Annotated in this window: 17 protein-coding genes, 1 other RNA gene and 1 pseudogene; 8 read left to right on the forward strand and 11 right to left on the reverse strand. The window is 67.6% G+C overall.

What is annotated here, in order from left to right; genetic code table 11:
• Positions 1–137 precede the first annotated feature (137 nt).
• The 11 genes from BBX35_RS08735 to tkt all read right to left on the reverse strand — a co-directional run bounded on the left by BBX35_RS08735 (position 138) and on the right by tkt (position 13,400).
• Positions 138–1,169 carry a peptidoglycan -binding protein gene (locus tag BBX35_RS08735; protein WP_067218701.1) on the reverse strand — a complete coding sequence of 344 codons (1,032 nt, stop codon included), beginning with the start codon at positions 1,167–1,169 and terminating at the stop codon, positions 138–140.
• 26 nt (positions 1,170–1,195) lie between these two features.
• Positions 1,196–2,197: a flagellar motor protein MotA gene (locus BBX35_RS08740; RefSeq protein ID WP_067218703.1), complete on the reverse strand. Its 1,002-nt coding sequence runs from the start codon at positions 2,195–2,197 to the stop codon at positions 1,196–1,198.
• Positions 2,198–2,301: 104 nt separating this feature from the next.
• Positions 2,302–3,096, reverse strand: coding sequence for an inositol monophosphatase family protein (locus BBX35_RS08745; RefSeq protein WP_067218705.1), 795 nt, complete (start codon positions 3,094–3,096; stop codon positions 2,302–2,304).
• A 102-nt stretch (positions 3,097–3,198) separates the two neighbouring features.
• Positions 3,199–3,762 (reverse strand): elongation factor P, encoded by a 564-nt coding sequence (efp, locus tag BBX35_RS08750; RefSeq protein ID WP_067218707.1) that lies wholly within the window; start codon positions 3,760–3,762, stop codon positions 3,199–3,201.
• A 221-nt stretch (positions 3,763–3,983) separates the two neighbouring features.
• Positions 3,984–4,985 carry a tetratricopeptide repeat protein gene (locus BBX35_RS08755; RefSeq protein ID WP_067218709.1) on the reverse strand — a complete coding sequence of 334 codons (1,002 nt, stop codon included), beginning with the start codon at positions 4,983–4,985 and terminating at the stop codon, positions 3,984–3,986.
• A 326-nt stretch (positions 4,986–5,311) separates the two neighbouring features.
• Positions 5,312–5,956, reverse strand: a complete 645-nt coding sequence (locus tag BBX35_RS08760; protein WP_067218712.1) for a thiamine phosphate synthase — start codon at positions 5,954–5,956, stop codon at positions 5,312–5,314.
• Between the two features lie 122 nt (positions 5,957–6,078).
• On the reverse strand, positions 6,079–7,110 hold the full coding sequence (locus BBX35_RS08765; RefSeq protein WP_067218715.1) for a class I fructose-bisphosphate aldolase: 1,032 nt from the start codon (positions 7,108–7,110) through the stop codon (positions 6,079–6,081).
• A gap of 109 nt (positions 7,111–7,219) precedes the next feature.
• The gene (locus tag BBX35_RS08770; RefSeq protein ID WP_067218717.1) at positions 7,220–8,413 is read right to left on the reverse strand and encodes a phosphoglycerate kinase; all 1,194 of its coding nucleotides are present in this window, start codon (positions 8,411–8,413) and stop codon (positions 7,220–7,222) included.
• Positions 8,414–8,479: 66 nt separating this feature from the next.
• Positions 8,480–9,487: a type I glyceraldehyde-3-phosphate dehydrogenase gene (gene gap / locus BBX35_RS08775; RefSeq protein ID WP_067218720.1), complete on the reverse strand. Its 1,008-nt coding sequence runs from the start codon at positions 9,485–9,487 to the stop codon at positions 8,480–8,482.
• A gap of 194 nt (positions 9,488–9,681) precedes the next feature.
• Positions 9,682–11,250, reverse strand: a complete 1,569-nt coding sequence (locus tag BBX35_RS08780) for an adenylate/guanylate cyclase domain-containing protein (protein ID WP_067219906.1) — start codon at positions 11,248–11,250, stop codon at positions 9,682–9,684.
• A 167-nt stretch (positions 11,251–11,417) separates the two neighbouring features.
• Entirely contained in the window at positions 11,418–13,400 is a 1,983-nt protein-coding gene (gene tkt / locus BBX35_RS08785) for a transketolase (RefSeq protein WP_067218722.1), read from the reverse strand.
• 411 nt (positions 13,401–13,811) lie between these two features.
• Here tkt and BBX35_RS08790 point away from each other — a divergent pair, with 411 nt between their 5' ends.
• The 8 genes and pseudogenes from BBX35_RS08790 (at position 13,812) to BBX35_RS24075 (ending at position 18,934) form a co-directional block, all read left to right on the forward strand.
• Entirely contained in the window at positions 13,812–14,162 is a 351-nt protein-coding gene (locus BBX35_RS08790) for a DUF4164 domain-containing protein (protein ID WP_083206148.1), read from the forward strand.
• 12 nt (positions 14,163–14,174) lie between these two features.
• Entirely contained in the window at positions 14,175–14,552 is a 378-nt protein-coding gene (locus BBX35_RS08795) for a cell division protein ZapA (protein WP_067218725.1), read from the forward strand.
• 94 nt (positions 14,553–14,646) lie between these two features.
• Positions 14,647–14,802, forward strand: a non-coding RNA gene (gene ssrS / locus BBX35_RS08800) — 6S RNA.
• Between the two features lie 74 nt (positions 14,803–14,876).
• Positions 14,877–15,500, forward strand: a complete 624-nt coding sequence (locus BBX35_RS08805) for a 5-formyltetrahydrofolate cyclo-ligase (protein ID WP_341871216.1) — start codon at positions 14,877–14,879, stop codon at positions 15,498–15,500.
• Entirely contained in the window at positions 15,497–16,324 is an 828-nt protein-coding gene (locus BBX35_RS08810) for a TIGR00282 family metallophosphoesterase (RefSeq protein WP_067218728.1), read from the forward strand. The genes BBX35_RS08805 and BBX35_RS08810 overlap by 4 nt, the downstream gene beginning before the upstream one ends.
• A 222-nt stretch (positions 16,325–16,546) precedes the next feature.
• Positions 16,547–17,296 (forward strand): YebC/PmpR family DNA-binding transcriptional regulator, encoded by a 750-nt coding sequence (locus BBX35_RS08815; protein WP_067218731.1) that lies wholly within the window; start codon positions 16,547–16,549, stop codon positions 17,294–17,296.
• Positions 17,297–17,584: 288 nt separating this feature from the next.
• Positions 17,585–18,067: pseudogene (locus BBX35_RS24070) on the forward strand (protoglobin domain-containing protein); the annotation flags it as partial.
• Positions 18,068–18,298: 231 nt separating this feature from the next.
• Positions 18,299–18,934: a methyl-accepting chemotaxis protein gene (locus tag BBX35_RS24075; protein ID WP_425274577.1), complete on the forward strand. Its 636-nt coding sequence runs from the start codon at positions 18,299–18,301 to the stop codon at positions 18,932–18,934.
• The last annotated feature ends 151 nt before the right edge of the window (positions 18,935–19,085 follow it).

Consider the following 19,085-nt stretch of genomic DNA (forward strand, 5'->3'; position numbering starts at 1 on the left):
TGATATGTTGCGCGACAGAGTTTCGAGCTGATTTCAGCGATTTTCGATGAAAAAAGGCCGTTTCCGGATCGGAAACGGCCTTTCGCATTTTCGAGGGCCGCAAAAGCGGGGTGCGCCCCGCATCGCTGCCTCGGCGATCAGCGCTCGGTCAGCTTCAGCTCGATGCGGCGGTTGCGTGCCAGTGCCTCGTCGCTGTCGCCTTCCTCAAGCGGCTGGTATTCGCCGAAACCGGCGGCGACCAGGCGCTTGGGATCGACGCCCTGATCGATCAGGTAGCGCACCACCGAAATGGCACGCGCCGCCGAGAGCTCCCAGTTGTTGCGGAAGCGTCCGGTTCCCGACAGGGGACGCGCATCGGTGTGGCCATCGACGCGCAGGACCCAGTTGATCTCGGCCGGGATCTGGACGGCGAGCTCCTTGATCGCGTCGGCGAGCTTCTGCAGCTCTTCCTCGCCGGCCGGGTTGATCGTCTCGGCGCCGGAGGAGAACAGCACCTCCGACTGGAAGACGAACCGGTCGCCGACGACGCGGATATCCGAGCGCTGGGACAGGATCTCGCGCAGGCGGCCGAAGAAGTCGGAGCGATAGCGCGACAGTTCCTGCACGCGCTGGGCCAGCGCGACGTTCAGCCGGCGACCGAGATCGGCGATCTTGGCCTGGCTTTCGCGGTCGCGCCCTTCCGACGCCTCCAGCGCGTCCTCAAGCGCGGCGATCTGACGGCGCAGGGCGGAGATCTGCTGGTTCAGCAGTTCGACCTGGGAGAGGGCGCGCTGGGAGAGCCGGCGCTCTTCCTCGAGCGCGCTTTCCATGCCGGCAAGGGCGCCGCCGGTCTGGCTGGCGCGGTCGGAAGAGGCGTCGAGCAGGCCCTGCAGGCGCTGCTGCTCGGCCTCGGCATCGGTCAGGTTGGCGGTCAGGGTGGCGATGGTGTCCTGCAGGTCGCGGCTTCCGGCGCGCTCCAGCGCCAGCAGCTCGGTCAGCTCCGAGATCTGGGCATTCAGGCGGTTGAGGACGGTGTCGCGGCCCGACAGCTGCTGGCCGAGGAAGAACTGGGCCAGCACGAAGATCGACAGCAGGAAGATGATGACGAGCAGCAGCGATGCCATGGCATCGACGAAGCCGGGCCAGTAATCCGTCCGTCCCTCACGCCGCCTCATTCGCGTGCCGGCCATGGTCTGTCAGCTCCCGGCGAGGCGGCTCATTTGGCCTCGTCCTTGATCCGTTCGAAGGCGGTGGACATGGTCTTGAGCAGGTGCTCGATGCGCTTCTGCTGCTCGGACTGCTCGTCCGCCCAGTCGCGCATCATCTGCTGTTCGCTGCGCACATGCTGGACGAGACCCTGGATGCCTTCCGCGAGATTGGCCATGGCAACGGCGGCGTTGCGCCCTGCGCCGCCCCCGCCCTCGGCCACCGCCTTGCGCAGGTTGTCGATGGCGAAGCGCAGTTCGACGAGGCCGGAGCTGCCGCCGCTGCTGTCTTCCGGCTCGATGTCGGTGAGGGTGGTCAGCCAGTCTTCCAGCTCGTTGTAGAAGCGGTTCTGCGCCTGGCCGGCCTGCAGGTCGAGGAAGCCGAGGATCAGCGATCCGGTAAGGCCGAAGAGCGAGGACGAGAAGGCCGTGCCCATGCCCGCAAGCGGGGCCTCGAGACCGGCCTTGAGGTCCTCGAAGATGACGTTGGCATCGCCCGAGCCGACATCGAGGCTCTGGATCGTCACGTTGACCGAGCCCACGGTCTGCAACAGGCCCCAGAAGGTGCCGAGCAGGCCGAGGAAGACGAGAAGTCCGGTGAGGTAGCGCGCCATCTCGCGCGCCTCGTCGAGGCGCATGCCGATGGAATCGAGGATCGAGCGGGTCGTCGCCGGGGAGAGGATGGTGTCGCCGGCGCGGTTGCCGAGCAGCGTCGCCATCGGCGCCAGCAGCACCGGCGGGCGGCGAACCTCGATGCCCGGGTCGCCGAGCCGGAAGCCGTTCACCCAGTTCACCTCCGGCATCAGGCGGATCACCTGACGGATCGCCAGCAGGATGCCGACGAGGCCGGTGCCGATGATCAGCCCGTTGAGACCGGGATTGCTCATGAAGGCGGTGGCGATCTGGCGGTACAGGATCAGCGCGATGAACGCGACGACCGCCAGGAAGATGATCATCCGGATCAGATAGACCCAGGGACTGGACAGGCTGTACGGATCGTAGGCTCGCGCCATGACGGCTTGTCTTCTCCCTGTTGAGGACAAGCCCTTGATAGCGTGATTTTCACCGGCCTGAAAAGCCGTAATGTCGGTGAGCCGTCCTGCCGCTGGGGCAGTCGTCAGCTGCGGGCGTTCTTCAAAAGCTCGCGCAGCTGTGCCTGAACCTGCTCGTTGCCGGCGACGATCGAGCGGGTCTCGAACATCTTCTCGCCGCCGTTGATGTCGGTGACGTAGCCGCCGGCCTCGCGGACCAGCAGCAGGCCGGCCGCCATGTCCCACGGGGACAGGCCGTGTTCCCAGAAGCCGTCGAAGCGGCCGGCAGCGGTCCAGGCAAGGTCGAGGGCGGCGGCGCCGCAACGGCGAATGCCGGCAACTTCGCCCATGACGTGGCGCAGCTCCTTCAGCGTGCGGGCATGGTCGCCGACGCCGAGGAAGGGAATGCCGGTGGCGATGACGCAATCCGGCATGGACTTGCGGGCGGCAACGCGCAGGCGGCGGTCATTGAGGAAGGCGCCGCGGCCGCGCTCGGCGGTGAACAGCTCGTCCATCGCCGGATTGTAGATGACGCCGGCGACGATCACGCCCTCGCGCTCAAGCGCGATGGAGACGTTGAACATCGGGATGCCATGCAGGAAGTTCGTGGTGCCGTCGAGCGGGTCGACGATCCAGCGGTGCTGCGGATCCTCGCCCTCGATCACGCCGGACTCTTCCATCAGGAAGCCGTAGCTCGGGCGCGCCTTCTGCAGCTCCGCGCGCACGATCTTCTCGGCGGCGATGTCGGCGGCCGACACGAAGTCGCTCGGCCCCTTGCGGGAGACCTGCAGGTTCTCGACCTCGCCGAAATCGCGAGCGAGGCTACGACCGGCCTTCAGCGCGGCCTGGACCATGACATTCAGGATGGCGGAGCGGGACATGGCGGTTCCTGGAAAATTCCTGGCGGGTGGCTGCCGGACGGCGCGCCTTCACGGGAGACGAAAGACCGGCGGCGCAATGGGGCCGCCGGCCAAAGGGCAAGATCAGTCGGCGCGGCGGACGTACTCGACCAGCTCGGTGTCGACGATGATCTTCTCGCCGGCGGTGATGAACGGCGGCACCATGACGCGCACGCCGTTTTCCAGCATGGCCGGCTTGTAGGACGAGGACTGGGTCTGGCCCTTCACCACGGCGTCGGCCTCGGTGATCTCCAGCGTCACATACTGCGGCAGGGTGATGCCGATCGGACGCTCTTCGTGCATCTCGAGCGTGACCATCATGCCGTCCTGCAGGAAGGCGGCGCGCTCGCCGACGAAGTCGGCCTGGAGCTCGATCTGCTCGTAGGTCTCGGTGTTCATGAACACCAGCATGTCTTCCTGCGGATAGAGATACTGGAAGTCCTTCTGCTCGAGGCGCACGCGCTCGACCTTGTCGGCGGAGCGGAAGCGCTCGTTGAGCTTGCGGCCGTCGATGAGGTTCTTCATCTCGACCTGCGCGAAGGCGCCGCCCTTGCCCGGCTTCACGTGCTCGACCTTGACCACAGCCCAGAGCGTTTCCTGGTGCTGCAGCACGTTGCCCGGCTTGATCTCGTTACCGTTGATCTTCATGTGTCTCGTTCCGTCTCCAAAGGTCCTGCAGCGATGCGCTCCGCGGGGGCCATCCGTCGGCCCCAGCCGCAGGCGTGTCCGGCGCCGCCGAGGCCGCCGGGCCCGATCCGGACCTGGTTCCTAGAATAGGCGCCGTCGCGTCGGCCGGGCACATTGTCTGGTGCGCGGCCTGTCCACCACACTTCCGGTTGCCAATCAAGCAAAAAGGCGGTTTCGCCGGCTCAGGGCGTGTTGTCGGGGTTCTCCACCACCGTCGGGTCGGCGGCGGCCGCATAGCGCTCGGCAAACGCCGTCGCCTTGGCCAGGGTCTCCGCGTCGATGGAGCCGAGCAGCCCGTCCATCTCCAGGTCTGAGATGCCGAGCGCGCGGGCGGCCATGTGCCAGCCGGCGGCCTTTTCCAGGTCGACATCGCGGCCGCGGCCGAAGGCATAGGTCCGCGCGAGGCGGTTCATGGCGACCGGGTTGCCGGCGCTGGCGGCGCGCTCGAACCAGTCGGCGGCCTCGGTCTCGTCGGGGGCGACGCCCCGGCCGTTGAACCGCAGGATGGCGTAGCGCACCTGCGCACCGACATGGCCCTGGCGGGCGGCGCGGCCCATCCAGAAGGCGGCGCGTGCCTCGCTGCGAATGTCGGCGGGGCCGTCGAGATAGAACTGGGCGAGCTGGAAGCGGGCATCGACATCGCCGAGATCGGCGGCCTTTTCCAGCAGCTCCAGCGCCCGGTCGGGATCAAGCGGGCGCCCCTCGCCGGTGCGATAAAGCCCGGCGAGATTGTAGATCGCCTCGGGAATGTCGGCATTGGCGGCGACCTCGAACATGTCGCCGGCCTTCACCTTGTCCTCCGGAACGCCGAGACCGTTGAGCAGCATGAGGCCGTAGCGCAGGGCCGCGCGCGTGTTTCCGCTGGAGGAGGCGAGCTGATACCAGCTGGCGGCGCGTTCGGCATCCTGCGGCAGGCCGCGGCCGGTCTCGTAGAGCACGCCGAGCAGGGTCTGGGCGGCGGGATCGCCTGCCTCCGCACGCGGGGTGGCGAGCGACAGGGCGGTAAGGTACCAGCCGCGCTGGAAGGCGCCGTAGGCATAGTCGCGGACCTCGCCCTCGATCTCGAGCGGCAGGGGCGGGGCGACGCTGGTCGGCGGCACGAGCAGGGGGATGTCCTGGTCGCCGCCCACCTCTTGCCGCGGCACGGCGGACAGGCGCTCGGAGATCTCCGCGGCCGATGGCATGAAGCCGGATGCGGGAGGCTCGGCAGCCTGGTCAGCGCCGGCCGGTGCTTCGGGCGATGCGGCCGGTTCCTCGCCGGAAGGTGCGGCAGGCGCGGGTGTCTCGGGCGCAGGCTGCGGAGCAGGGGCCGGAGCAGGCGTTGCGGCCGGTGGCTGGTCGGGCTGCTGCTCACCGGGTTGCGGTTGGGTGGGCTGCGCTTGCTCGGGCTGCGGCTGGGCGGGCGCGGTCGTAGCGCCGTCCTGCGCAACTGCGGGGGAGGCCGCAGCTCCAAGGAGCAGCAGCAGCGCCAGCGCGCTTGCCTGGAACCGGACCCGTCCGCCGCCTGCGATCATCCGCTCTCGGCCTCCGTCAGCTCATAGCGCGACAGGACCTCGTTGGCGGCGTGAACGGCTGCCTGCGGGCCCTCGGGATGGTTCCACACGGCGCCGCGCAGGGCGACGAAATCCGCGCCGGTGGCAGCGCATCCCTCGACGCCGGCGAGATCGCTGCCGCACAGGGCAACGCAGGGCGTCTCGAACATCTGCGCCCACCAAGACGAGAACTGCAGCGTCTTGGCATGCGGCTCGACGTCCTCGTCGCGCTCCAGCAGGCCGAACAGGACGTAGTCGACGCCGGCCTCGGCGACCGTCATGGCGTCGTGGCGGGTGCGGATGCCGCCCGCACCGACGATGCCCTTGGGCTGGAAGTTCTCCAGCGCCCGCTTCAGGTCCTCGTCGGAGGTGTCGACATGGATGCCGTCGGCGCGGCTGCGCCCGGCGGCACGCGAATCGTTCTGCACCAGCACCGCCGTGCCCGCCGCCTGGGCGATGGGCACGATTGTCTCCGCGATCTTCTGGAAACCGGCTTCGCCCCAGCCGCCGTCGGTGATCAGCAGGCACGCCACGTCGCCGCCGGAAAGGGCGGAGGCGAGGTCCTTGCAGAACCCGTCGAGCTCGAAACTGGCGGGCGTAATCAGATAGAGGCGCGGGTGCACGGCGCATCCTTCCGCTTCGTGGGCCGGGCAATCGGAACCCGTCCCGGAATGAGGGGCGATCACGGCAAAAGAGGGGCGAAACCGCCCCTCTCGTCAAGCTTGCCGATCGGATGAGTGTCCGGTCAGGCGGTCTCGAGCGACTTCGCCCACTCGCCCTTGGCGGCGAGGCCGTTCATGCGGGCGCGGTGCAGGAACGCGGCCTGGCCGGCCGGAACGTTCTCGGACTTGCCGCCCCAGGCCTTGAGCGCAGCCTGCTGCAGCGCGCGGCCGTAGGAGAAGGTCAGCTTCCAGGGAAGCGGGCCGGCTGCGTTCATCAGGTGCAGGTGCTCGGTCGCCAGCTCGTCCGACTGGCCGCCGGACAGGAAGGCGATGCCCGGCACGGCTGCCGGCACGGTGGCCTTCAGGCAGCGCACGGTCAGCTCGGCGACTTCCTCGGCCGAGGCCTGGATCGGGGCGTTCTTGCCCGGAACGATCATGTTCGGCTTGAGGATGATGCCCTCGAGCAGGATGTCCATCTGGAACAGTTCGGCGAACACCGTGTTCAGCGTCCACTCGGTGACCTCGTAGCAGGTCTCGATGTCGTGGGCGGCGGAGGGGCCGTCCATCAGCACTTCCGGCTCGACGATCGGCACGATGCCGGCTTCCTGGCACAGGGCCGCATAGCGGGCCAGCGCATGGGCATTGGCCTGGATGCAGGTGCTGGACGGCAGGCCGTCTTCCTCGTTGATGTCGATGACCGCACGCCACTTGGCGAACCGCGCGCCCAGATCATGGTACTCGGCAAGGCGCTCGCGCAGGCCGTCGAGGCCTTCGGTGATGGTCTCGCCCGGGAAGCCGGCCAGCGGCTTGGCGCCCATGTCGACCTTGATGCCCGGAACGGCGCCGGACTTGCGGATCATCTCGACGAACGGGGTGCCGTCGGCCGCCTTCTGGCGCAGCGTCTCGTCGAACAGGATGACGCCGGAGATGTAGTCGTTCATCGCCTCGGTGCTGGAGAACAGCATCTCGCGATAGGCGCGACGGTTGTCCTCGCTGTTCTCCGTGCCGATCTGGTCGAAGCGCTTCTTGATCGTGCCGGTGCTTTCGTCGGCGGCAAGGATGCCCTGACCGGTGGCCACCATGGCCTGTGCGATATCCTCGAGACGTTCACTCATCCGATGAGACCCTCTTCTTGCTTGCAAGCATCGCCGCGTTGCGTTGGCGGCTTTCTACCAAAAGCGCCGCGCTTTTGAAGGCGCGGCGCAAGCTGTTTCGTCGACAGGATTAATTCTCGAGTGCGACGACGCCCGGAAGGGCCTTGCCCTCGAGCCATTCGAGGAAGGCACCGCCGGCGGTCGACACGTAGGAAAAGTCGTCGGCAACGCCGGCATGGTTGAGCGCAGCGACCGTGTCGCCGCCGCCTGCGACCGTCGTCAGCGAGCCGGCGCGGGTGCGCTCGGCCGCGTGGCGCGCCGCAGCGACCGTGGCGGTGTCGAAGGGCTCGATCTCGAACGCGCCGAGCGGGCCGTTCCACACCAGCGTGGCGGCCGCGTCGATCTTGGCGCGGACATTGTCGATGGAGGCGGCGCCGACATCGAGGATCATGGCATCGGCCGGCACCGCATCGACCGAAACGGTCTCGCTGGCGGCACCCGCCTTGAACTCGCGTGCGACGACGGCGTCGACGGGGAGGACGATCTCGCAGCCGGCAGCTGCCGCCGCATCCATGATCCGCCGCGCGGTGTCGGCCAGGTCGTGCTCGCACAGCGACTTGCCGACGGAGACGCCCTTGGCGGCGAGGAAGGTGTTGGCCATGCCGCCGCCGATCACCAGCATGTCGACCTTCTTCACGAGATTCTCGAGCAGATCGATCTTGGAGGAGACCTTGGCGCCGCCGACGACGGCGAGCACCGGGCGAACGGGCGTGGTCAGGGCGGAGGCGAGGGCCTCCAGCTCGGCCTGCATGGTGCGGCCGGCATAGGCGGGCAGGCGGCGGGCCAGACCTTCGGTCGAGGCATGCGCGCGGTGGGCGGCGGAGAAGGCGTCGTTGACATAGAGATCGCCGAGCGCAGCCAGAGCGTCGGCGAAGGCGCCGTCGTTCTTTTCCTCGCCCGCGTGGAAGCGGGTGTTCTCGAGCAGCGCGACGTCGCCGTCCTTCAGCCCGTCGATGAGCGAGGCGGCAAGGTCGCCGATGCAGTCGGCGGCGAAGGCAACCGGCCGGCCGAGCCGCTCGGTGAGAGCCGCGGCGACCGGCGCCAGGCTCATCTCCGGCATCACGGCGCCCTTGGGGCGGCCGAAATGGGCGAGCAGCACGACCCGCGCGCCCTTGTCCGAGAGCTCGCGGATGGTCGGCAGCACCCGGTCGATGCGGGTCGTGTCGGTCACCCGGTTGCCGTCCATCGGCACGTTCAGGTCGACGCGCACCAAGGCGCGGCGGCCGGACAGGTTGCCGAGATCGTCAAGGGTCTTGAAGGTCATGGATCGCTCGCCTGGATATCTCATGTGAGACGGCCGGCGCGAAGGGCGCCGGCCGCTGCTGCCAACTCAGATGGTCTTCGCGAAGGCCACCGCGGTGTCCGACATGCGGTTGGAGAAGCCCCACTCGTTGTCGTACCAGGACATGACGCGGACGAGGTCGCCGTCGATGACCTTGGTCTGGTCGAGTGCGAAGGTCGACGAGGCGCCGTTGTGGTTCAGGTCGATGGAGACCAGCGGCTCGTCGGTATAGGCGAGAATGCCCTTGAGACCGCCATCGGCGGCCGCCACCAGCGCGGCGTTGACCTCGGCGACCGTGACCTTGCGCTTGGGCACGAACTTGAAGTCGACGACCGAGACGTTCGGCGTCGGGACGCGGATCGAGACGCCGTCCAGCTTGCCGTTCAGCTCCGGCAGCACCAGGCCGACGGCCTTGGCGGCGCCGGTCGAGGTCGGGATCATCGACATGGCCGCGGCGCGGGCGCGGTACAGGTCCTTGTGCATGGTGTCGAGCGTCGGCTGGTCGCCCGTATAGGCGTGCACCGTCGTCATGAAGCCCTTCTCGATGCCGAAGGCGTCGTTGAGGACCTTGGCGACCGGAGCCAGGCAGTTGGTGGTGCAGGAGGCGTTGGATACGACCTTGTGCTCGCTGGAGAGCTTGTCGTGGTTCACGCCGTAGACGACCGTCAGGTCGGCGCCGTTGGCCGGCGCGGAGACCAGCACGCGCTTGGAGCCGTTCTCCAGGTGCAGGGCGGCCTTGTCGCGGTCGGTGAAGATGCCGGTGCACTCCATGGCGATGTCGACGCCGAGGTCGCCCCAGGGCAGCTCCTTCGGGTCGCGCAGGGCCGTGACCTTGATCGGGCCGGTACCGACGTCGATGGTGTCGCCGTCGACGGTCACCTTCGCCGGGAAGCGGCCATGGACGGAGTCGTAGCGCAGCAGGTGGGCGTTGGTCTCGACCGGGCCGAGATCGTTGATCGCTACGACCTGGATGTCGGTCCGGCCCGACTCCACGATGGCGCGCAGCACGTTGCGTCCGATGCGACCAAACCCGTTGATGGCAACCTTCACGGTCATGCTTGTCTCTCCTGTGGCGGCGAACCGCATTCCTTGGGCGATTGATCTGGTCGAGCCGGTCGATCCAAGGAGGTGTTGTCCGGCTCCTGTCGTCTTTGGAACGCCGCTGCGCGGCGCCCGATGGCTGGTTACCCAAGCCGCGTCACGGATGCAACGGGTTGAAGCAACATATCTGGCCGATGCGGCTGCATGGCTCAGGCCTTGTCGCCCTTTCCATGCTCCTGCATCCGCACTGCGCCGAGGGCCTTTTCGAGCACGGCCTCGGCCTTGCGCCGGGCGTCCGCGTCGAGCTTGGCGATGTCGAGATGGAGGACGAGACCCTCGTCCTCCTCGTTGATCGTCTGCGGCGCGGCGTTTTCCACCTCGTGCAGGCCCTCCACGGCGTAGGGCACGATCTCTCCCGGAATGCCCTTCAGCGTGATCGGTTCCAGTCGGCGCACGCGCACCCGGTCCTGCACATGGGCCCAGGTCTCGTAGGAAATGACGATGCCGCCCGGCTGGGCGATGCCCTGCAGGCGGGCGGCGAGGTTCGCCTCGGCGCCGATGATCGTGTAGTCCATGCGGTCGGCGGAGCCGAAGTTGCCGACATTGCAGTAGCCGGTGTTGATGCCCATGCGGACCTCGAAGGGCTTCTCGATCCCGCGCCGGCGCCAGCGGCCCTTGAGCTCGACCATGCGCTTCTGCATCGCGATGGCCATGTCGAGACAGGCATTGGCATCCTCGCGCGCGCCGCGTGTCTCGGGATCGCCGAAGAAGGCGAGGATCGCGTCGCCGATGAACTTGTCGACGGTCGCGCCATGGGCCTGGGCGATGGCCGACATTTCCGTGAAATACTCGTTGAGCAGACTGGTCAGCTCCTCGGGCTGCAGGTGCTCCGCCGTCTCGGTGAAGTCCTTGATGTCGGAGAAGAAGATCGTCAGCTTCTTGCGCTCCGTGGAGATCACCACGTCCTTTTCGCCGGAGAAGATCGACTTGTAGATCTGCGGCGAGAGGTATTTCGAGATCTTCATGGAGATGGAGGCGAGAAAGCCGTTAGCTTCCTCCAGCTCCGCGTTCATGCGGCGGAAGTCGTTGGCCTGGCGCCACTGCAGCCCGGCAAAGGCGGCGCCGAAGGCCCCGGCACCGGCGAAATACATGAACAGGTACTTGAACGAGAAGAGGTTCCTGGCGATCGGCTGGTGCACGGTAATCGCCTGGATGCCGCGCACATCGCCGACCTGCCAGTCGCGCTTGGGGCTCTCGGGATGGGTGTTGTGGCAAGAGACGCAGGCCTGGCCCATCACCACCGGAACCGCCATGCGGATCTGCCGCTCGAACAACGAGCCCGACAGGTCCGTCGCGACCGCGTCCGGCGCCCGGCTCTGGCGGAAGCTTGCCAGCGCGGCGGTCTCGAACGCATCGAGCTTGTGCGGGGCGCGGTTGGCGAAGGAAAGGTCGGAGACGAAACGGTAGTCGACATCGCCGCCGCCGCGGCCGGCGATCACGCCGCCGAGTTCCAGCGACAGGGTCGCCGGGATCGGGATCGCGCCGGGCACATCCTCGTAATTGTGAACGGCGACGGAATCGCCGGTGTAGCCCTGGACCCGGCCGACGACGTTGGAGCCGTAATAGGCGCGGATTTCCGACACCATCGCATTGAGGGTGCGCGCCTGTGTGGTCAGGCCGGCGTCGGAGAGGTTTCGCAGATCGAGCCAGACGGCAAGCGGCAGCAACACCAGCGCCAGGACCACCGCGACAGCGAGAATCCAGGGGCGCTCCGCGATGGAGCGCCAGAGGGCGTGTGTGGAATGGCGCTTCCCGGAACTGGGTGACACGTGGGCGACCTCCCGATGATCGACAGTTCTTACAGCCGATCGCTGCGCAAGCGCAACGGACAGGAGAGGGCGGCGCGGCTGCGCCGCCCTGTCCGGATCTTACCGGAAACCGCCGCTTACAGGCGGGCGTTGACCGCGGCGACGACCGCTTCCGGCGTGATGCCGAAGTGACGGTAGAGCTCCTGGTAGGGGCCGCTGGCGCCGAAGCCGGTCATGCCGACGAAGATGCCGTCGGAACCGATGATCGCGTCCCAGCCCATGCGGATGCCGGCCTCGATGGCGACCTTGACCTTTGCCGAGCCGGCGATGTCGGCGCGGTAATCGGCCGACTGGCGCTCGAAGCGCTCCATGCAGGGCACGGAGACGACGCGGGTCGCGGTGCCGGCGGCTTCCAGCGTCTCGCGGGCCTTGAGGGCGATCTCGACCTCCGAGCCGGAGGCGAAGATGGTCACCTCGGGCGCCTCGTCGCCGCCTGCCACAACATAGGCGCCGCGGGCGGACAGGTTCTCGGTCTCGAAGCTGGTGCGCACCGGCGGCAGGTTCTGGCGGGTCAGGGCGAGAACGCTCGGCGTTTCGCTGCTCTCCAGGGCCAGCTGCCAGCATTCAAGCGTCTCGGTCACGTCGGCCGGACGGTAGAAGTCGAGGTTCGGGATCGCACGCAGCGCGGCATAATGCTCGACTGGCTGGTGGGTCGGGCCGTCCTCGCCGAGGCCGATGCTGTCATGGGTCATCACGTGGATGACGCGCTGACGCATCAGGGCCGCAAGGCGGATGGCCGGACGGGCATAGTCCGAGAACACCAGGAAGGTGCCGGAATAGGGAATGGTGCCGCCATGCAGCGCCATGCCGTTCATCGCGGCGGCCATGCCGTGCTCGCGAATGCCCCAGTGCAGGTAGCGGCCGGTGAAGTCGTCCGGCGTGATCGGGGCGGTGTCGGCCGTCTTGGTATTGTTCGAGCCGGTCAGGTCGGCGGAGCCGCCGATGGTCTCCGGCACCACCTTGGTGATCGTGCCGAGCACGTATTCGGAGGCCTTGCGGGTCGCCATGGTCGGCTTGTCCTGGGCGATCTGCTTCTTCAGCTTCGCCATCGCGTCGGCGAAACCGGCCGGCAGGTCGCCGCGCAGACGACGCTCGAACTCCGAGCGCAGCTCGGTGTCGGCCGCGGCAAGACGCTTCTCCCACTCCTTGCGGGCCTGGCCGGAGCGCAGGCCGGCGATGCGCCAGGCGTCGAGAATGTCGCTCGGGACCTCGAAGGCCTCGTGGGTCCAGCCGAGCGCCTTGCGGGTCGCGGCAAGTTCCTCGGCGCCGAGCGGCGAGCCGTGGACCTTCTCCGAGCCGGCCTTGTTCGGGGCGCCGAAGCCGATGGTGGTCTTGGCGGCGATCAGGGTCGGGCGGTCGTTCTCGCGCGCCTTCACGAGCGCTGCGGCGATGGCCGCGGGGTCGTGGCCGTCGATGGCGACGGTCGCCCAGCCGCTGGCCTCGAAGCGCTCCAGCTGGTTGGTGCTGTCGGTCAGCGACACCTTGCCGTCGATCGAGATGCCGTTGTCGTCCCAGATGACGATCAGGCGGTCGAGCTTCAGGTGACCGGCGAGAGAGATCGCCTCCTGGCTGATGCCCTCCATCAGGCAGCCGTCGCCGGCCAGCACATAGGTGTAGTGGTCGGTGAGGGCGTCGCCGAAGGTCTCGCGCAGGTGGCGCTCGGAAATCGCCATGCCGACGGCATTGGCAAGGCCCTGGCCAAGCGGGCCGGTGGTCGTCTCGATGCCGGCGCCATGGCCGAACTCGGGATGACCGGCGGTCAGCGCGCCGATCTGGCGGAACTTCTTGAGCTGGTCGAGGGTGAAGTCCTCGGAGCCGAGCAGGTAGTGCACCGCATAGAGCAGCATCGAGCCGTGGCCGGCCGACAGGATGAACCGGTCACGGTCCGGCCAGTCCGGGCGGGTCGGGTCGTAGTGCATCACCTGGGTGAACAGCACGGTCGCGATGTCGGCTGCGCCCATGGGCAGGCCGGGATGGCCGGACTTGGCCGCTTCCACGGCATCTGCTGCGAGGAAACGGATCGCATTGGCCATGCGATTGTGCTTTTCGAGATCGATCATCTGATTCCGTTCGTCCCTGTCGGCGGCCCACGCGGGCTACTCGTCCGTGATGCGGGCACCGCACGGGCCCCGGTTCCGACTCCGGCCTGTCCGTGGCTGGCGCTGCGGGGAGGTGCTGCGCCCGCTCGGGACGGGTCGGTGCGGGTGGTGTCCGGGCCGCCGGCGATATCGGTTTTCCGGCGGTTGCGACCGGTTTTCACCGGACCCCGCCGAGGCGGCTCGACAAATATCAGGAACCTTGGGCGAGTCAACAAAGCGGATGGCCGGAGAGCCGGGGAGAGCGGGTGCATCCGTCGATCTCGCATCCCGCGGCAAGGAATGGTATAGCGGCAAAGGGCGGATGCGGGTATTCCGCCCGCGAGCGGCATGGTGCGCGCAGCGAATCCGGCAGCGAAGCCACAAGGGGTTGGAATGGACGATACGTCGGGACTTTCCGGGGGGCAGTCTGGCGGGGGCGAGACCCGGCCGGTCGCGTCCGCGGCAGGATCCGGCGACAGCGTCGCTGCCGCGCTGGAGCGGCTGGCCCGTGCCGTTTCGCGGCTTGATGCAACAGTGCAGCGGCGTATGGAGTCCGACATGTCGCTGGGCGGGCTGCAGGAAGAACTGCAGCGGCTGGGCGAGGACCGGTCCTCGCTGGCTGCGACGCTGGATACGGCCGAGGCGCGCGTCGCCCGGCTGGAGGATGCCAATCGCGAAGTCTCGCGCAGGCTCGTGTCGGCAATGGAATCGATCCGCTCCGTGCTCGAGACGCATGGCGGCTGAGGCGACGAGGCGATGGCTCAGATAATCGTGACGATCAACGGACGCAGCTTCCGCATGGCCTGCGACGACGGCGAGGAAGAGCGGCTGACCGCGCTCGCCCGCCGCTTCGACAGTGCCATCGACAGCCTGCGCGGCAGTTTCGGCGAAATCGGCGACCTGCGCCTGACGGTGATGGCCGGGATCATGGTCACCGACGAACTGGCCGAGCGCGAGCGCCGGCTGGCAGCCCTGCAGGACGAGGTCGACAGCCTGCGCGAGGCGCGGCGCGCGGCTCTCGACAGCGCGGCGCGTAACGACGCGGAACTCGCAGGCAAGATCGTCACGGCGGCCGAGCGGATCGAGGCGCTGGCCGATGGCCTGGCGCGGTCCATGCGACCGGCGGATGCCTGATCGCCCGCGCGGGCCCGGCGTTCCGGACGCTGCCGGCCGGCCATGCGAAAACGTGTGTTGTATTTCACGGCAAAGCGACCCTATATCGGGATTGGCGTGGCTGCGCGGTGCGTCAGGAGACATATCCCCGGGGCCTTACGCATCCCTAGGGAGCTGTACCTGCTCCGGCTCGTGGGCTGGAGTATACGGCGCCCACCTACTCTGTAGGTTTCCCGGGATTGCAACCTCCAACGGCCGAGGTGGCCACGTCATTTCCCTCGTTCGCCGTCGCCCTGGACGGAGCGTCGGCAGCCCCTTCGGCCGCCGCATCCGGGAGCGCGACGCTTGATCTTTCCCGATACCGACATTCCCCAAGAGATCCGCGCCCTGCGCGAATTGAAATCCATGCGCCGCAAGGAGGCGCTGGGCCGCCGTGCCGGCTTGCCTGTCCAGGCGCGCATCGAAGGCGGCCTGGCGCTGGCCGAGGCGGTGGATGCGCTCGATTTTCCCGATGGCGCCATCGTCTCCGGCTTCTGGCCGATCCGCGACGAGATCGATCCCCGGCCCCTGATGGACGCGCTGCGCGCACGCGGACATGCGCTGTGCCTGCCGGCCATCGTCGACGGCGACCTGGTGTTCCGCCGGCTGACCCGCGAGACGGTGCTGGTGCCGGCCGGATTCGGCACGGCTGAACCGCCGGCCGACGCCGATGTCCTCGTGCCGGACTGCATGCTGGTGCCGCTGGCCGCCTTCGACAGGCGCGGCGGCCGGATCGGCTACGGTCGGGGCTATTACGACCGGGCCATCGCCCATATCGGCACGGCGCGCGGAGCGCCGCCGGCCACCGTCGGTATTGCCTTTTCGCTGCAGGAAGTGGAAAGCGTGCCGGAGGAAAACCACGACCGCCGTCTCGACCGGATCCTGACCGAGCGCGGCTTCGTCCAACTGGAAGGACCCGAGCGGGCATGAGGCTGCTGTTTCTGGGTGATCTCGTCGGCCGCAGCGGCCGGCAGGCGGCGACCGACGTGCTGCCGGGACTGGTCGAGCGCCATTCCATCGACTTCGTCATCGTCAATGGCGAGAACGCCGCGGCTGGCTTCGGCATCACCGAGGAGATCCTGCAGGACGTGCTGGACGCGGGGGCGGACGTCGTCACCACGGGCAATCACGTGTGGGACCAGCGCGACACGCTCGTCTATATCGAGCGGCAGGACCGCCTGTTGCGGCCGCTGAACTTCCCGCAAGGCGCGCCCGGGCGCGGCGCCAACCTGTTCACCGCGCGCAATGGCGCAAGGGTGCTGGTGATGAACGCCATGGGCCGGGTGTTCATGGACAGTCTCGACGATCCTTTCCTGGCGGTGGAGCGGGTGCTCGACGCAACGCCGCTCGGCCAGGTGGCCGATGCCATCGTCATCGACATGCATGCGGAGGCGACCAGCGAAAAGCAGGCGCTGGCGCATTTCGTCGACGGACGGGCGACGCTGGTGGTGGGAACGCACACGCATGTGCCCACGGCCGATCATCAGATCCTGCCCGGCGGCACCGCCTACATGAGCGATGCCGGCATGTGCGGCGACTACGATTCCGTGCTCGGCATGGAAAAGGACGAGCCGATCTCGCGCTTCCTGCGCAAGATTCCGTCCGGCCGGTTCACCCCGGCTTCGGGCGATGCGACAGTGTGCGGGGTGGCCGTCGAGGTGGACGATGCCACGGGCCTTGCCACGGCGATCGAGCCGGTGCGGCTGGGCGGCCGGCTGGCGCGGGCGTTGCCCTCGTTCTGGACGGCGAAATGACGCAAAAGGCGTTGCCGGAGGCGCCAGCGGATGCTGGATTTTCTTGCCGCCGCAGCCTATAACGCGCCGATCATTTGAGATTGCAGGCAGACCCGGATCGGCTGCGCCCGATCCGCTCTGTCCGCCCGACATCAATCCGGGAGGAACGCGCCTGGAGACCGTGTCCGGCCCGCGCCACCGCGGCCGAGACCGCCGGCGTTCCCGACAAGACCAGGAAGCGACATGGCCGGACATTCCCAATTTAAGAACATCATGCACCGGAAGGGCCGTCAGGACGCCGTCCGCTCGAAGATCTTCTCCAAACTGTCGAAGGAGATCACGGTCGCGGCGAAGATGGGCGGACCGGACATCAACTCCAATCCGCGCCTGCGCCTGGCCGTGCAGAACGCCAAGGCCCAGTCGATGCCCAAGGACAACATCCAGCGGGCCATCAACAAGTCCCAGGCCGGCGACGGCGACAATTACGAAGAGCTCCGCTACGAGGGCTACGGCCCGGCAGGCGTCGCGGTGATCGTCGAGCTGCTGACGGACAACCGCAACCGCTCGGCCTCCAACGTGCGCTCCTACTTCTCCAAGTGCGGCGGCTCGATGGGCGAGACCGGCTCGGTCGCCTTCATGTTCGACCGCATCGGCGAGATCGTCTACCCGGCCTCCGCCGGCAGTGCAGACGCCATGCTGGAGGCCGCCATCGAGGCCGGCGCCGAGGATGTGCAGTCCGACGAGAGCGGCCATGTGGTCACCTGCGCCTTCGAGGATCTGGGCGATGTGTCCAAGGCGTTGGAAGAGACCCTCGGCGAGGCCGAGACCGTCAAGACCGTGTGGAAGCCGCAGACGCTGACCCCGGTCGATGCCGACAAGGCCCAGACCATGCTGAAGCTCATCGGCTTGCTGGAAGACGACGACGACGTCCAGAACGTCTACTCGAATTTCGACGTGGACGAGGAAACGCTGGCCCGCCTCACGGCGGCCTGAGCGAGACCTCTCTCATTGCTGCGCGCTTGAAAAGCCCGGCGGGTCTCCCGCCGGGCTTTTTCGTGTCGGCATCAGCGTGGCGCCTCTCGGGGCGGCGCGAAAAGGAAGTCGGGTACGCTCTTGTCTCCGCCTCGGATTTTGCGTTGGAGGGAAGAAAAGCGACGGCGCTTTGTACGGGTAATTCCGTATGGTGACTTTGCGATTTTACCCTACGTAAACTGCTGGGTAGGTATTTCTACGTCCGTAGTTTTACGTGAGTTGCCATTTCCCAGCTTGCGAGGACATCGGATGGCTGCCAGGGACACAATCGCCGAGAGGCGCGCATTCTACAGGCTTGATGATACTGCCCTTTCTCTGCTTCGCGAGGCGAAGCCGGTGATCATGCGGTTGTTGCCTGACATTCTCGACGGGTTCTACCGCCATATTTCCGGCTTTGCGGATGCGCGGAAGTTCTTCAAGTCGCCCGACCACATGGCCCATGCCAAGCAAATGCAGCTGCGGCATTGGTCGATCATCGCCGATGCCCGCTTCACCGAAGATTATGCGGACTCGGTGACGAAGGTCGGCGAAGCGCACAACCGGCTTGGCCTCGAGCCGCGCTGGTATATCGGCGGTTACAACTTCGTGCTCAACGGTCTCGTCGAAGGGGTGGCGAGGGAAATGCGCGCGGGCCTGTTCTCCCGGGATGCGCGCAGCCGGGTCATAGCGATCCAGAAGGCGGTCCAGTCGGCGGCCCTGCTCGACATGGATCTTGCGATCTCCGTCTACATCGAGGCCGGTCATCGCGACCGGCGCGAGACGCTGGATGCGATTGCCGGCCGGTTCGAGCAGGCCGTTGCCACAGCCGTGGACACCTGCGCACAGACAGCGGCGGCGCTGGACGAGGTTTCGCGCGAACTGGGAACGGTCTCGGCCAGGAATACCGAAAGCAGCCACTTTGCCGAGCGGGCCTCGGGCGAGGCCTCCGGCAATGTCCAGGCTGCCGCGGCAGCCTCCGAGGAAATGGCGGCCAGCATCCGCGAGATCGCGCGCCAGGCCGACGAGGCGCGGCGCGTCTCGCAACAGGCGGTCTCGGCCGCGGCCCTGTCGAACGACAAGATCACCTCGCTGACCGCCGCCTCCCAGCGGATCGGCGACATCGTGAAACTGATCTCGGACATTGCCGGACAGACGAACCTCCTGGCGTTGAACGCCACCATCGAGGCGGCGCGCGCGGGAGAGGCGGGCAAGGGCTTCGCCGTCGTTGCGGCCGAGGTCAAGGGGCTTGCCGAGCAGACCTCGCGGGCGACCGCGGACATCGCCGCCCAGATCGGCGAGATCCAGACCGCGACCGGCGACTCGGCCGATGCGATCGGCAGCGTCTCCTCGACGATCGAGACCATGAACAACATCGCCACTGCCATTGCTGCCGCCGTGCAGCAGCAGAGCGCGGCAACCGGCGAGATCAGCCGCAACATCTCCGAGGCATCGAACGGGACGACGCGCGTCAGCGAGTGCACGGCGGGGATCCTGCAGGCTGCCCTGCGCGGCAAGGAGGTGGCTGGAGCGGTGGGCGAACAGTCCTCCCGCCTCAACACGGACATTCGCGAGTTGCAGGTTCGCATGACCGAGCTCATCGCGACCATCCGCGCGGCGTGAGCCGACGCGGACCTGCCGGCGCCTCTCTCCGACAGTCTCGACAGGTGATGGCCCGCCCGGTAACCCGGCGGGCCGAACCCTGTCCGGCGCCCGGTTTTCTGCTGGTTTGCGGTGCCTCGGGCATGTCCGTGCTGGTCAGGCGCGGCGAATG

The organism is Stappia indica, assembly GCF_001696535.1.
Taxonomy (GTDB): domain Bacteria; phylum Pseudomonadota; class Alphaproteobacteria; order Rhizobiales; family Stappiaceae; genus Stappia; species Stappia indica.